The organism is Streptomyces sp. NPDC104761 (assembly GCF_055583445.1).
The window spans coordinates 570233-583881 of sequence record NZ_JBVJNZ010000003.1 but is presented as its reverse complement, the minus strand read 5'-3'; the positions used below and the strand labels follow the sequence as shown (position 1 = coordinate 583881).

The window sequence follows — 13649 nt, the reverse complement described above, 5'->3', positions numbered from 1 at the left end:
CGTGCGCCCTCCCCACCTGCTCGCGCCACGTGGCGCAGGACACCCGCATGACAGGATTGCGTCGAGGAAGGCTCAGGGAAGTCATAGGGGCGCCCATGATTGCCGCGAAGGGATGACCCGTGACGTCCAAGGCGCCTCCCCCCATACCCCGAGCCGCAGGATCGTTTCCGTTCATCGGCCACGCGCTGAAGATGCGCGACAACCTCGGCTTCATCGACTCGCTGCGCGAGACACGGGAGCCACTCGTGGAGATCGTCCTGCAACCCGGGACGCGCACGATCGTGGTCCAGGACCCGGCCCTGATCCACCAGATGCTCAAGGCCCTGGGTCCCAGCCTCGACAAGGGCCGGCTCTACGACAAGCTGGGCCAGCTGCTGGGCGACAGCGTCGTCACCGCCGTCGGCCGCAACCACGTACGCAAGCGCCGTCAGCTGCAACCTGCGTTCGCCCACACCGAGATCAGCCGGTACGTCGACATCATGCGCGGCGAGGTGACGGCCACGGTCGCCGGCTGGGAGCCCGGGCGGACCCTCGACGTACGCGAGGCGATGGTCGGACTCAGCCTCGACATGCTGGCCAAGACCGTGTTCGCCGGCAGCCTCGACGACGCCGTCTTCCGCAGGCTGCGCAGCGACCTGTCAGTGGTGCTGAACGACGTAGGTGTCCGCATCATGGTGCCCGACTGGGCCGAACGCCTGCCGCTGCCCTTCAACCGCCGCTTCGACCGGGCCCGGGACGGCGTACGGGCCACCATCAGCACGGCCGTCGCCGATCTGCAGGCCTCCGGGCACGACACCGGGGACATGCTCTCCATGCTGCTGCGCGCCGTCGACGAGGAGACCGGCGAGCCGCTGACCGGGCATCAGATCTGCTCCGAGATCCTCACCCTGGCCGTCGCGGGCACCGAGACCACCGCGTCGGTGATGTCCTGGACCCTCTACGAACTCGCCCGCCACCCCGAGATCGAGGACCGGATCCTTGCCGAGCTGGACGAGGTCCTCGGCGAACGGCCGGTCACCTTCGACGACGTGCCCCGGCTGCCGTACCTGAACCGGGTGATCACCGAGACCCTGCGGCTGCACCACCCCGGCTGGCTGGTCACGCGCCGCACCACCGAGGAGACCCGGCTCGGCGGGTGGACGCTGCCCGCCGGCACCGAACTGGCCTACTGCCAGCACGCCCTGCACCGCGACCCCGAGCGCTTCCCCGACCCGCTCGCCTTCTTCCCGGACCGGTGGGCCGACCCCGCGCAGGAGCTTCCGCCGGGTGCGTTCCTGCCCTTCGGGGACGGCAAGCACAAGTGCATGGGGGACCGTCTCGCCCTCACCGAGATGGTCACGGCGCTCGCGACGATGCTGCGTTCGGTACGGCTGGAGCTCTCCGAGGGCCGGGCCGTCCGCCAGGTGGCCCGGCTCACCGTGCGGCCGCACACCCTGCGGATGACCGTCCGCCCCCGGATCCGTGCCGGAGCCGGGGCCGGCCTCTAGCGCGTGCTTCCTCGGCGGGTCGGTCGACCGGCCCGCCGAGGCATCCCCGCGGTCGTCCCGGAGCCGGCAGCGGCCAAGGAGAAGGCGTAGGCGGCGTCCGGGTCCTCGCTGCTGATGCGGCTCCGGCTCACCAGGAAGCCGTGCGGGTCGGCGACGGCCGTCGACGGGGCGAGGACGAACCCGTACGGGGCGCTCGCCAGGTCGGTCCGGTTCAGGGTGCGGAAGTGGCAGCTCTCGTACACGGCCGTGGCCCGCCCGAAGACGATGTCGACGTCACTCTCGACGTGGCAGCGTGCGAAGTACTGGCGGGCGAAGACCTCCGGGACCGTCGAGTCGGCGGATTGTCGCTGCGGACATCGCCGTTGTTGTCCCAGAAGGTGATCGTGCCCTTCCCGGAGCCCTCGCCGCCCTTGTCGCCCGCGGATGCTGCTCTTCATCGATCGGCTCCTGTGTCCGGGGTCAGCAGGGAGTGACGCGGAAGTGCGGGGAGGCGGCGGCCCCGGCAGCGTCCGCGGCACCCGGCCGACGCTCGCCCCTCATCGGCTCACCTCCTCGGGCGGGGCCCAGGGGGCGCCCAGTTCGGAGTAGAGGGAAAGGGTGTCGGCGCTGGCCGTGACCAGGGCGTCGATGCCGGTCACGACGCGGCGGCCGTCCTCGGGCAGGCGGTGCCAGGCGCCGGCGGGCAGCGCGACCGGGTCACCGGCCAGTCGAATCGCCTCGACGACCTTCATGAAGGCGCCGGTCGCGTCCGGCTCCACCAGCAGGGCCGCGCCGGTGGTGAGGTGGTCGGCGAGGTTCTCCAGCAGGTCCGTGCTGCCGTACTCGGTCTCCTCCGGGCCGTGGCCGGCCCGCTGCACCAGCACCCGGTCCTGCTTGTACCAGTGGGTGATCCGGCCGCCGGTGCCGTGCACCATGACGTACGGGTCCCCCGGTTCCTCGGCGCAGAGCGTGGCCGCGACCGTGACCGGGCCGCGCGGGGTGGTGACGCGGACGCAGGAGGTGTCGTCGGACTCGATGTCGTTGGCGCGCAGCAGCTCGGTCTCGATGCGGGTGACGTCCTCGGCGCGGTCGGTGCCGAGCAGGGCGAGGCCGGTGGCGACGGCGTGCGCGAGGGGGTTGGTGAGGACCCCGTCGACGACGTCGACGCCGCTCAGCCGCCGCTTGCCGGCCCAGGGCGCCCGCCGGTAGTAGGCCTCGGGGCGGGCCCAGGCGCCCGCGCCGCCCACTCCCACCACGTCGCCGACGGCGCCCTCCTCGATCAGCCGCCGGATCGCGGGGACGGCGTGCGAGCCCAGCGACTGGAAGCCGATCTGGCAGGCCACGCCCGCCTTCGCGACCCCGTCGGCCATCCGCCGGAACTCGGCGTACGACGGCGCGGGCGGCTTCTCCAGGAGCACGTGCACGCCCCGCTCGGCGGCCGCCAGGGCGAGGTCCGTGTGGGTGGGGATGGGCGTGCAGATCACGGCGATGCGGGCGCCGGTGGTATCGAGCAGGGCGCCGAAGTCCGCCGACTGGGCGGGCTGCCCGAGCCCCTCCGCCAGCTCGTCGGCGCCCAGCGGGGTCAGCTCGCAGATCCCGGCGAGGCGTACGACTCCCTTCTCCTGGAGCCGCCGGATGTTCTCCAGGTGCCAGCGGCCGTGGCCGCGCGCCCCCGCCAGAACGAGGTCGATGGGCGAAGAGTTCACAGCGTCCTCCCTGCGTCGTCGATCTTTGCGAGCAGGGTAAGCGTTTTCCCCGCTCCGCCCGCGAGGTGTCTCATGCCTTCACCGCCCCCGCGCCGAAGCCGGTGATCAGCCACTTCTGGACGAAGGCGAAGACGATCACGAGCGGCGGGACGAGGACGGGGAAGGCCGTGAGCCGGTTGCAGCCGTCGGCCCAGGCGGCCTCCTCCAGGGAGTACGGCACGTTCCTGACGAAGCCGCTGATTCAGGATCATCGGCCCGGGTCAGCCCGCGTACGGGTCAGGGACGTCGCCCGGCCGGGCCAGGAACTCGAAGTCGCAGCCGGTGTCGGCCTGGGTGATCTGCTGGTCGTAGAGGGCGCCGTACCCGCGCTCGTACCGCACGGGCGGCGGTGTCCACGCGGCCCGGCGCCGCGCCAGCTCCGCCTCGTCCACGTCGAGTCGCAGGGTGCGCGCCTCGACGTCCAGGGTGATGGAGTCCCCGGTGCGGACCAGGGCGAGCGGCCCGCCGACGTACGCCTCGGGGGCGATGTGCAGCACGCAGGCGCCGTAACTGGTGCCGCTCATCCGGGCGTCGGAGATCCGCACCATGTCCCGCACGCCCTGCTCGAGGAGGTGGCCGGGGATGGGCAGCATGCCGTACTCGGGCATGCCGGGGCCGCCCCTGGGCCCGGCGTTGCGCAGGACGAGCACGCTGTCGGCGGTGATCCCGAGGGAGGGGTCGTCGATGGTGCGCTGCATGGTCCGGTAGTCGTCGAAGACGACGGCGGGACCGGTGTGCTTGAGCAGCCGCGGCTCGGCGGCGATGTGCTTGATGACCGCGCCGTCCGGGCAGAGGTTGCCGCGCAGCACGGCGACCCCGCCCTCGGCGGCCACCGGGTTGCCACGGGTCCTGATGACGTCGTCGTCGTGCACCCGGGCGCCGGCGAGTTGCTCGCGGTAGGTGTCGTACGACACCGTCGGCCGGTCGAGGTGGAGCAGGTCGGGGATGCGGGAGAGGAAACCGGGGAGGCCGCCCGCGAAGTGGAAGTCCTCCATGAGGTACCGCTGTCCGCCGGGGCGGACGTTGGCGAGGACGGGCACGGTGCGGGCGATGCGGTCGAAGTCGTCGAGGGTGAGGCGCACCCCGGCCCGGCCTGCCATGGCGATGAGGTGGATGACGGCGTTGGTGGAGCCGCCGAGCCCGAGGACGGTGGTGACCGCGTCCTCGAAGGCGTCGCGGGTGAGGAGGTGGGAGAGCCGCCGGTCGCGGTGCACGAGTTCGACGATCCGCATCCCCGCCCCGGCCGCCATCCGGTCGTGCCCGGAGTCGACGGCCGGGATGCTGGACGCGCCCGGGACGGTGACGCCGAGCGCCTCGGCGGCGGCGGTGAGGGTGGAGGCCGTCCCCATGGTCATGCAGTGACCGGGCGACCGGGCCAGCCCGCTCTCCAGCTCCGTCATCTCGCAGTCGCCGATGAGCCCGGCACGCTTGTCGTCCCAGTACTTCCACATGTCGGTGCCGGAGCCGAGGACCTCGCCCCGCCAGTGGCCCGGGAGCATGGGCCCGGCCGGCACGAAGACGGCCGGCAGGTCCACCGAGGCCGCGCCCATGAGGAGGGCCGGGGTGGACTTGTCGCAGCCGCCCATCAGCACGGCCCCGTCGACCGGGTACGACCGCAGCAGCTCCTCCGTCTCCATGGCGAGGAGGTTGCGGTAGAGCATCGGGGTCGGCTTCTGGAAGGTCTCCGAGAGGGTGGCGACCGGGAACTCCAGCGGGAATCCGCCGGCCTGCCACACGCCCCGCTTGACCGCCTGCGCCCGGTCACGGAGGTGCACATGACAGGGGTTGATGTCCGACCAGGTGTTGAGGACGGCGATGACCGGCTTGCCGAGGTGTTCCTCGGGGAGGTAGCCGAGCTGGCGGGTGCGGGCGCGGTGGCTGAAGGAGCGGAGCCCTTCGGTGCCGTACCACTGGTGGCTCCGCAGCTCCTCGGGCCGCCTGCGCGGGACGCTCTCACCGGGGCTCACAGCGACCACCCGGCGGCTATGGCGGCGACCTCGGCGCGCCGTTCCTCCGGCAGCTGCCTGCTGGGCGGGCGGACGTCGCGGCGGCAGAGGCCGAGGGCGGCGAGCGCCTCCTTGACGACGGTGACGTTGTCGGCGGAGCCGTTCGCGGCCCGGAGTTCCTCGAACCGGCGGATCTGCTCCCAGACCTTCATGGCGGCCGGGTAGTCACCCGATCGAAGCGCTTCGATCATGTTCAGCGAAACGGCCGGGGCGACGTTCACGAGGCCGGAGGTGAAGCCGGTGGCCCCGGCCGAGAAGTAGGAGGGTGCGTAGGGCTCGGCGAGCCCGGCGACCCAGACGAACCGGTCGAGCCCCGCGTCCCGGGCGAAGGCGGCGAACCTGGCGGCGTCCGGGACGGCGTACTTGACACCGATCACGTTGGGGCAGGCGCCGGCGAGTTCGGCGAGCCGGGCGCCGGGGAGCTGGGCGTTGCGGATGTACGGGACCACACCGAGGTCGGGGACGGCCGCGGCGACCGCCCGGTGGTAGTCGACCCAGCCCGCCTGCGACACGTACGGGTGGACGGGCTGATGGACCATCACCATCTGCGCGCCGTGCTCGCGGGCGTGCCGGGCGGTGGCGACGGCGGTCGCGATGTCGTGCCCTACACCGACGAGGACGACCGCCCGGTCCCCGGCCTCGTCGAGGGTCAGCTCGGTGACCAGCTGCCGCTCCTGCGGGGCGAGGGCGTAGAACTCGCCGGTGTTGCCGTTGGGGGTGAGGGTGCGGACACCGCCGTCGAGGAGCCGGCGCAGCAGGGCCCGGTGGGCGTCCTGGTCCACGCCGCCGTCCGCGGCGAACGGGGTCACCGGGATGGCCACCACGTCGGCCAGCGCCGCCCGTTGGCTCTCGAACACCACGCTGCTCACTCCTGGCCCTCCTGGTCCGCCTGGCCGGCCGGCCGGGGAAACGCCCGGTCGACGAAGGACGCGATGTGGGTGTGCAGGGTGCGGGCGGCACCGTCGGCGTCACCGTCCAGCGCCAGCCGCAGGATCTCCCGGTGCTCGCCGGCCTCCCGCTCCCAGGAGGGGGAGGCGGCCCAGGCGACGGCGGAGACGAGGGCCGCCTGGTCGCGAACCTCGTCGAGCATCCGGCCGAGGAGCGGGTTGCCGCACGGAAGGTAGAGGGCGCGGTGGAAGTCGCGGTTGGCAAGGGAGCGTTCGGCGGTGTCGGTGGCGTCGTCGGCGCGGGTGAGGGCGTCCCGGGCGGCGTCGAGGGAGGCGCCTCGCCGCACGGCCCGCCGCAGCGCCTCGGGCTCCAGGAGCAGCCGCACGTCGTAGACCTCCCGCGCCATGTCCGCGTCCACCATGCGCACCGTGACGCCCTTGTACTGGCTCATCACGACCAGCCCGGTCCCGGCGAGGGTCTTGAGCGCCTCCCGCACGGGCGTCTTGGACACCCCGAACTGCGCGGCGAGCTCGGTCTCCACCAGGGCCTGACCGGGCGTCAGCTGCCCCGTCAGGATGCGGTGTTTGATCGCGTCCAGCACGAACTGCGTGCGCGACGGAATGGGCACGGGCACAGAGGTCATGCGCACCTCTCGGGGTCACATATCAGGTGCGGGACCTGATCTGACGTATCTGATCTCGCGTATCGCGTCTCATATATGACGTACGAGGTGCGACGCGGATGAAGGTAGGAGGGCGGCTGTGTTTCGTCAATGCTTCCGACAAAGAGCGCGGTTGGAGGGAGGGAGCCCGGACCGTGGGGCCGGCGGCCGGCCGACGGGGGGCTGCGGACGGGCCGCTGCCGCGAGGAGGAGGTCCGCGGGCCCACGAGCTGTCCCCGGGCGAGGTGCTGAGCGTCGCGGAGCGGAGCCCGCGGCCGTGGTGGGCGGGTCGTGGCGGGGCGGCCCGCGAGGAGGGACGCGGCTTCGGGCGCCACCGCCTCAGAAGCTCCTCGCCTCCCCCTCCCGGGCCACGCCGGTGAGGCGTCCCGAGACCGCGCCTGCTCGGGCCGCCGCCGTCTCGCGGGTCAGGGACGGGCCCACGTGGGTGATGAGGAGTTCGCGTGCTCCCGCCTCCCGGGCGATCAGCCCGGCGTCCTCCGGGGTCAAGTGGACTCGTTCGCCTTCGCGATGCCGGTCGAGGTCGGCCTCGCACAGGAAGACGTCCGCGCGGGTGGCCAGCTCGGTCAGGGCGGCGCACGGGCCGCTGTCGCCGGAGTACGCGAGCACGCTGCCCTGGCACTCGGCGCGCAGCCCGTAGGCCTCCGTGCCGTGGGCGACCGCGCGGGCGGTGAGCCGCAGGTTCCAGTGCTGGACGGCGTGGCCGTCGTACAGGGGACGGAAGTCGAAGATCCCGCTCAGGAAGCCCGGGTCGGGACGGCCGAAGAAGCCGGCCAGGCGTGCCGCGCACTCCTGCGGCGCGTAGACCGGGATCGGTGCGGCCGGGGTCAGGCCGCCGAAGGCGTACGCGTACGCGGCCGCCGCCAGATCCGCGGTGTGGTCCGCGTGCAGGTGCGAGAGCCAGATCGCGGTGAGCCGCGCCGGATCAGTGTGCCGCTGCAACTCCGCGAAGGTTCCGGTCCCCGCGTCCACCCACACCTCGGCGCCGCCGCCCCGCACCAGGTAACCGGAGCACGGGCGGCCGGGCCGAGGGTAGGGGGCGGCGGTGCCGAGGACGGTGAGGCTCAAGGGCATGGCGAGGAGAGTACGGATCCGGGTCCCCGCCCGCTCACCGTTTGCGCCGCTCTACGGCTTCCACTCCGGATCCCGGCCGCTCAGCCCCACCGCCCGGTCCAGCAGCCGCGCGCCCTCCGGCACCGGCACGAGGGGGCCGAACGGGCCGCGGTCGCCCTCCGCCGCCCTCCGCAGGAAGCCGTACGCCGCCTCCAGGGCCGCGGGATCGGGGACGTACTCCTGGCCGGTGGCGCGGGCCAGGTCCCAGCCGTGGATCACCAGTTCGTCGGCGGCGACCGCGCCCGCCACCCCACCCGGCAGGTCGACCCCGCCCGCACGCGTCATGCCGTCCCACGCGGACGGGTCCCGCCAGGCCTCCGCCAGCGCGTCCAGCGCCTTGGGCAGCTCCTGCCGCCAATCCGGTCCGAGGACCGGCAGCGCCGCGCCGGGGCGGTGGTCGGTGGTGGCCCCCAACTCCTTGCGGGCCGCATCCCGGAAGGCCACGGACAGACCCGCCACATGCCCCAGCAGATGGCGGACGGCGTAGTCCGGACAGGGCGTCGACTCCGCGAGCTGCCCGTCCGTCACCCGCTCCGCGAGCTCCGCCACGATCCTCGCCTGCGGGCCGAGGTCGATCATGGTCGTCCCAGTCATCGTGCTGCCTCCCGGTGCGTCGTCGCCTTCAGGAGGGTGGACCGCACGGCCTTGCGAAACTCATCGGTCCGCCACACCGACACCCCGCCCAGGAAGCACCACAGCGCGATCACCGGGTCGCAGAGCGCGCACCCGAACGACGAGTCGAGGAAGAACGGGATCAGCGGCGAGCCCTTGATGTCGTGGACGACGTCCCACGCGGTGTGGAGCAGCCAGCCGACGCCGACGAAGGTCCAGGAGTCCAGGCCACGGTAGGCGACGTACGTGGCCAGTGCGGTGAACGCGAACTCCCAGCCGCCCAGGCCGCCGCCGCTCAGGTACGCGGCACCCGCGCCGGCCACCATCACCGCGTTGAGGCGGCGCCGGTGCGGTTCGCGGACGAGGGACATGAGGAGGACGTAGCCGAGGCCGATGAGGATCGGTGCGATGTAGCGCATGGCGCCGACGCTAGGGGCGCGGCGGCGCAGGCCCCATGGGCACGGGCGACAGGTTCCGACGGATTCCCGCCGGGCGGTCCGCACGAGGAGGCCACGCCCTGCCCGTCGCCACGCCTGATTCGCGCTTCGTTCTAAGGCACCTTCCCGATCCCCCCGCCCCCGCCTTAGACCCACGATGAGCAGGCATGACGACCAGCACCTCCTGGGCCGTGGCCCGCCTGCTGCGCGATCGCAACGCGGCCCTGTACCTCACCGGTGTCGTGGTGTCCGGCTTCGGCACCTCCGCGCTCTGGCTCGTGTCCGGTGTCTGGGTCAAGGACCTCACCGGCTCCGACGGCCTCGCCGCCCTGTGCACCGCCGCGCTCTGGGCGCCCACCCTCCTCGGCCCCGCCCTCGGCACCCTCGCCGACCGCGTCCGCCGCAAACCCCTGGTGGTCCGCACGAACCTCGCGCTCGCCCTTCTCCTGCTGCCACTGGGGACGGTCCACTCCGCCGCCTGTGTGTGGCTGCTCCTCGCCGTCCTCGTCCTCTACGGCGCGGCGGGCGTCGTCGAGGACGCGGCGAACTCCGCGCTGGTCGTCGCCGCCGTCGACCCGGCGCTCCTCGGCGACTTCAACGGGCTGCGGATGACCGCCCGCGAGGGCATGAAGCTGGTCGCCCCGCTGACCGGCGCCGCGTTGTACACGGCGTACGGCGGGCCGGGCGTGGCGCTGCTGGACGCCTGCACCTTCGTGCTGGCGGCGGGGCTGTGCGCGCTGCTCCGGGTGCGGGAGGAGCGGCCCGGACGGGCACCGCGCGGCAGTTGGCGCGTGCAGACCGCCGAAGGGGTCCGGCTGGTCCGGGCGCATCCGGCCGTGCGGTCGCTGGTGCGGGCCGGCGGCGCCACGATGTGCCTCACCTCGCTCGGCAGCAGCCTGAACTACGCCGTCGTGGCCGCCCTCGGGCACTCCCCCGCCTATCTGGGGGTGCTGTACGCCGTCCAGGGCGTCGGCTCGGTGGGCGTCGGGCTGGTCTCGGGGCCCGCGCTGCGGCGGCTCGGGGAGCGGCGGTTCGCGGCGTGCGGGATCGCGCTGACGGGGGTGGCGGTGGCGGGGCGGGCGGTGCCATGTGACATAGCACTGCTCGCCTGCAGCCTGGCCGGCGGTCTCGGCCTCCCCTGCGTCCTGATCGCCGCCTACACCGCCGTACAGCGGGAGATCCCGGCCGCCGCGCTGGGGCGGGCGACCGCGACGGCCGACACGCTGATGTTCACACCGAACGTGCTCGGACTGGCCGTCGGGGCCGCCCTCGTCGAACTCGTCGACCGCCGGCTGCTGTTGCCCGTCCTCGGCGGGGCGCTGCTTCTCACCGCCGGGTCACTGGGTCAGCGCAGCGCCTCCCGCACCGCGGCCAGGTCGCCGTCGGACGCCAACCCCGCGTGATACAGCCGCAGTTCGGTCGCGCCCTGGGCACGGGCGCGGTCCGCGTCGGCCGCGAGGGTCGCGGGGCTGCCGCCCATGCCGGAGACCACCGTGAAGTTGGCGGCCAGGACGGTGTCCGCACGCGCGTGTTCGGCGAAGGGCGCGAGCAGGCCCGTACCGGAGGCGCAGGGGACCACGACGCCGTCCGCGACGGACAGGATCCAGGCCGGGTCCACCCCGACGTTGGCTCCGCAGTGGTACGTCACCGGGTCGGCGTGCAGCAGCACCTGGAAGCCTTCCGGGGCCGTCGCCCGGACCGCGGTCACGGCCGTCTCCTGGAGCGTGCGGGCCTGTCCGTCGCGCCACGCGCGCGTGGCCGCCGCCACCGGCTCGCCGAGCAGCTTCTCCACGGTCGGCCAGCCGGCGTCGTCGGCCGTCCCCCGCCACAGCGGCTCCAGGGCCTCCCGTACGGCGGCGGCCAGTTCGCCGGCGTCCAGGCCCTGTGCGCCGTACCCGGTCCGGCACGCGGGGCAGAAGCACAGTGCCATCAGGTACTGGCCGGCGTCGCCGAGGCCGACCCCGGCGGTCTTGTCGTGGGCGTGCAGGTGCTGGAGGCCGTACCAGCCGAGGGACTCCAGTTCGGTACCGGCCGCGCCGGGCCGGACGGCGGCCTCGGCGGCGAGGTCGGCCAGGTACGCGCGCGTGGCGGGCTGGGCGATGCAGGGTGCCCAGGGGTAGCGGTCGCCGTAGGCGTTGACGACGGAGGTGTCCGGGTGCTCGGCGCCCAGGCGGGAGTTGTGGGCGAGGATCACCCAGGTGTGGACGTCGAGGCCGGCGCCGCGCAGGGCGTCGGCCGCCTCGCCGTGGGCGTCGCCGGGGGCCCAGTCGCCGGCCGGGTGGGGGCGCAGCGCGCGGCCCGTCCAGCGGTCGCCGTCGGCCGGGTAGTAGACGGCGGCGTGTTCGGCGGTGACGATGCGGTGGCGGGGGTGGCGGGGGGTCAGGGCGCGGGTGGAGTGGTAGGCGGAGGCCAGGGTCACCTGGTCGACGCCGAGTGCGGCGATGCGCTCCGGGGCCGCGGGGTCCCCGATGACGTCCCAGGGGTACACGAACGCCGAGGCCTTCAGCCGCCCTGCCCGGCCCGCTCCGGAGTGCGTCACGCGTCCTCCTCCAGCAGTGCGTACCCGCGCTCGATCAGCTGGGCGAGCTGCTTCACGTGGTCCTCGGCCGGCTCGTGCAGCGGAGGACGGACCTCGCCGACGTCCAGGCCGCGCAGCCGTACGCCCGCCTTGACCAGCGAGACGGCGTATCCCCTGCCCTGGGCGCGGAGCTCGACGAACGGGCGGTAGAAGCCGTCCAGCAGGCGCTCGGCCGTCGCCCTGTCCCCCTCGCGCAGGGCGGCGTGGAAGGCGAGGGCGATCTCGGGGACGAAGCAGAAGACGGCGGAGGAGTAGAGGTCGATGCCGATGGCCCGGTAGGCGAGCTGGGTCTGTTCGGCGGTGGGCAGGCCGTTGAAGTAGAGGAAGTCGCCGGGGGCCTCGGTGCGGACGGCGCTGACGATGCGCTGCATGAGGTCCAGGTCGCCGAGGCCGTCCTTGAAGCCGATGACGCCCTCGGTGCGGGCGAGTTCGACGACCGCGGGCGGGGTGAACACGGCGTTGTCGCGCTGGTAGACGATCACGGGAAGGGCGGTGGCCGCCGCCACCTCGCGGTAGTGCCGGAGCAGGCCCTCCTGTCCTGCGACGACCAGGTAGGGCGGCATGGCGAGGAGGCCGTCTGCGCCCGCGGCCTCGGCGAGACGCGCGTAGCGCACGGCGAGTGCGGTGCCGTAGCCGGCGCCGGCCACCACCGGTACCCGCCCGCCGGCCGCCGCCACGGCCGCGGCCACGCAGGCCTCGAACTCCTCCGGGAGCAGCGCGTGGAACTCCCCGGTGCCGCAGCAGGCGAAGACGGCGGCGGCGCCGGCCTCGACGCCACGGCGGACGTGCTCGCGGTAGGCGTCGAGGTCGAGGGAGCCGTCGGGGCCGTAGGCGGTGACGGGGAAGAAGAGCGGCCCGCGCGGGTCACGGAGCCGGGCGGCGAGAGGGGCTGGCGTCACGGGCGCTCCCTGTCGAGGCGGTCGACGCAGATCGTGCTGCTGATGCATGTCTCTGATCGGCGTCCATATTCATGAACGTGACCACGTTACGAGGCCCCCTTGCGGCCGGTCAAGGCGGCATACGACCAACAGTCGAGCGGATTCCCGCACTCCACGGCACACTTGACTCGGCGCGCCGCACCTCCCTAGCGTGTCCATGAATGTGAATGCCGGACACGTACGCGATCGATGTACGCGATCGGCGTACGCGATCGGTGTCGATCCAAGGAGACCGTGCATGCCCACGCCCCGCACGCTACTGCTCACCGGTGCCGCCGGCGGACTCGGCACCCTGATGCGGTCCCTGCTCCCGGAGTACGGCTACGAGCTGCGCCTGTTCGACGTGCGCCCGGTCGACGGCGCACCGGACGCGATCACCGCCGACCTCGGCGACAAGGACGCGCTGCGGGCCGCCGTCCAGGGCGTGGACGCCGTCCTGCACCTGGCGGGCATCTCCCTTGAGGCACCGTTCGAGAAGATCCTCCGCTCGAACATCGAGGGCACCTACAACCTGTACGAGGCCGCGCGCGAGGCCGGCGTGCCGCGCATCGTCTTCGCCTCCTCCAACCACGCTGTCGGCTTCACCCCGGCCCCGCGCGCGGGCGATCCGCTGATCCCGGTCGACACCCCGCGCCGCCCGGACACCTTCTACGGCCTGTCCAAGTCGTTCGGCGAAGACCTCGCCCAGCTGTACTGGGACAAGCACGGCCTGGAGACGGTCTCCGTGCGCATCGGCTCCTGCTTCGCCGAGCCGGCCGACGTGCGGATGCTGTCGGTGTGGATGAGCCCCGCCGACGGCGCCCGTCTCTTCCACGCGGCGCTGACCGCCGAGGAGGTCGGCCACACCGTCGTCTACGGCTCGTCCGCCAACACCCGGCTGTGGTGGGACCTGAGCACCGCACGCGCGCTCGGCTACGAGCCGCAGGACGACTCCGAGCAGTTCGCCGCGAAGCTGATCGCCGAGCACGGCGACCTGGACCCGGAGAAGCCGGCCCACACCCACCTCGGCGGCCGGTTCGTCGACGACCCGCCCGTCTGGCCGTACTGAGCGAGGGACCGGGCGGCGGAAAACGATCGCTCACGGCGGCGGGGGGGGACCGAACGGGCCCCCCCCCCCCCGCTTTCGGGCATCCGGGGGGCCCGCTCCCACCCCCCCCCCCACAACAGCGCAGGCCCTCAGGGGGGAC

At 73.4% G+C, this 13649-nt stretch carries 13 protein-coding genes and 1 pseudogene; 3 read left to right on the top strand and 11 right to left on the bottom strand.

All coding sequences use genetic code 11. The features are described 5' to 3' along the window. Positions 1-119 precede the first annotated feature (119 nt). On the top strand, positions 120-1487 hold the full coding sequence (locus tag ACZ63F_RS12400; protein ID WP_469710355.1) for a cytochrome P450: 1368 nt from the start codon (positions 120-122) through the stop codon (positions 1485-1487). Positions 1488-1572: 85 nt separating this feature from the next. On the opposite strand, the pseudogene ACZ63F_RS12395 reads toward ACZ63F_RS12400, so the two are convergent. From ACZ63F_RS12395 to ACZ63F_RS12355, 9 genes and pseudogenes are all read right to left on the bottom strand, one after another. Beyond that, positions 1573-1804: pseudogene (locus ACZ63F_RS12395) on the bottom strand (pectinesterase family protein); the annotation flags it as partial. Positions 1805-2023: 219 nt separating this feature from the next. After that, the gene (locus ACZ63F_RS12390) at positions 2024-3172 is read right to left on the bottom strand and encodes a Gfo/Idh/MocA family protein (RefSeq protein WP_469710354.1); all 1149 of its coding nucleotides are present in this window, start codon (positions 3170-3172) and stop codon (positions 2024-2026) included. A 70-nt stretch (positions 3173-3242) separates the two neighbouring features. Further along, positions 3243-3392 (bottom strand): hypothetical protein, encoded by a 150-nt coding sequence (locus ACZ63F_RS12385; protein WP_469710353.1) that lies wholly within the window; start codon positions 3390-3392, stop codon positions 3243-3245. A 40-nt stretch (positions 3393-3432) separates the two neighbouring features. Beyond that, positions 3433-5178, bottom strand: coding sequence for an L-arabinonate dehydratase (gene araD / locus ACZ63F_RS12380; RefSeq protein ID WP_469710352.1), 1746 nt, complete (start codon positions 5176-5178; stop codon positions 3433-3435). Next, positions 5175-6086: a dihydrodipicolinate synthase family protein gene (locus ACZ63F_RS12375; RefSeq protein ID WP_469710351.1), complete on the bottom strand. Its 912-nt coding sequence runs from the start codon at positions 6084-6086 to the stop codon at positions 5175-5177. The genes araD and ACZ63F_RS12375 overlap by 4 nt, the downstream gene beginning before the upstream one ends. Then, positions 6083-6748, bottom strand: coding sequence for a GntR family transcriptional regulator (locus ACZ63F_RS12370; RefSeq protein ID WP_469710350.1), 666 nt, complete (start codon positions 6746-6748; stop codon positions 6083-6085). The genes ACZ63F_RS12375 and ACZ63F_RS12370 overlap by 4 nt, the downstream gene beginning before the upstream one ends. A gap of 357 nt (positions 6749-7105) precedes the next feature. Then, positions 7106-7858 carry an MBL fold metallo-hydrolase gene (locus tag ACZ63F_RS12365; RefSeq protein ID WP_469710349.1) on the bottom strand — a complete coding sequence of 251 codons (753 nt, stop codon included), beginning with the start codon at positions 7856-7858 and terminating at the stop codon, positions 7106-7108. A gap of 51 nt (positions 7859-7909) precedes the next feature. Then, the gene (locus tag ACZ63F_RS12360) at positions 7910-8491 is read right to left on the bottom strand and encodes a TIGR03086 family metal-binding protein (RefSeq protein WP_469710348.1); all 582 of its coding nucleotides are present in this window, start codon (positions 8489-8491) and stop codon (positions 7910-7912) included. After that, positions 8488-8928 (bottom strand): DUF6010 family protein, encoded by a 441-nt coding sequence (locus ACZ63F_RS12355; RefSeq protein WP_469710347.1) that lies wholly within the window; start codon positions 8926-8928, stop codon positions 8488-8490. The genes ACZ63F_RS12360 and ACZ63F_RS12355 overlap by 4 nt, the downstream gene beginning before the upstream one ends. Positions 8929-9113: 185 nt before the next feature. Here ACZ63F_RS12355 and ACZ63F_RS12350 point away from each other — a divergent pair, with 185 nt between their 5' ends. Then, on the top strand, positions 9114-10349 hold the full coding sequence (locus ACZ63F_RS12350) for an MFS transporter (RefSeq protein ID WP_469710346.1): 1236 nt from the start codon (positions 9114-9116) through the stop codon (positions 10347-10349). Here ACZ63F_RS12350 and ACZ63F_RS12345 read toward each other — a convergent pair. Together ACZ63F_RS12345 and ACZ63F_RS12340 are read right to left on the bottom strand one after the other, a co-directional pair. Further along, entirely contained in the window at positions 10292-11452 is a 1161-nt protein-coding gene (locus ACZ63F_RS12345) for a hypothetical protein (RefSeq protein WP_469710545.1), read from the bottom strand. The two genes, ACZ63F_RS12350 and ACZ63F_RS12345, sit on opposite strands and share 58 nt — an antisense overlap. A 29-nt stretch (positions 11453-11481) precedes the next feature. After that, positions 11482-12423, bottom strand: coding sequence for a 5-dehydro-4-deoxyglucarate dehydratase (locus ACZ63F_RS12340; protein ID WP_469710345.1), 942 nt, complete (start codon positions 12421-12423; stop codon positions 11482-11484). Positions 12424-12700: 277 nt separating this feature from the next. On the opposite strand from ACZ63F_RS12340, the gene ACZ63F_RS12335 reads away from it, so the two are divergent. Next, positions 12701-13510 carry an NAD-dependent epimerase/dehydratase family protein gene (locus tag ACZ63F_RS12335; RefSeq protein ID WP_469710344.1) on the top strand — a complete coding sequence of 270 codons (810 nt, stop codon included), beginning with the start codon at positions 12701-12703 and terminating at the stop codon, positions 13508-13510. Positions 13511-13649: the final 139 nt, after the last annotated feature.

Excerpts from the sequence above, each read along its gene's own strand:
- ACZ63F_RS12370 (WP_469710350.1), bottom strand. The coding sequence starts at position 6,748 with ATGACCTCTGTGCCCGTGCCCATTCCGTCGCGCACGCAGTTCGTGCTG.
- ACZ63F_RS12365 (WP_469710349.1), bottom strand. The coding sequence starts at position 7,858 with ATGCCCTTGAGCCTCACCGTCCTCGGCACCGCCGCCCCCTACCCTCGG.
- ACZ63F_RS12360 (WP_469710348.1), bottom strand. The coding sequence starts at position 8,491 with ATGACTGGGACGACCATGATCGACCTCGGCCCGCAGGCGAGGATCGTG.
- ACZ63F_RS12355 (WP_469710347.1), bottom strand. The coding sequence starts at position 8,928 with ATGCGCTACATCGCACCGATCCTCATCGGCCTCGGCTACGTCCTCCTC.
- ACZ63F_RS12350 (WP_469710346.1), top strand. The coding sequence starts at position 9,114 with ATGACGACCAGCACCTCCTGGGCCGTGGCCCGCCTGCTGCGCGATCGC.
- ACZ63F_RS12335 (WP_469710344.1), top strand. The coding sequence starts at position 12,701 with ATGCCCACGCCCCGCACGCTACTGCTCACCGGTGCCGCCGGCGGACTC.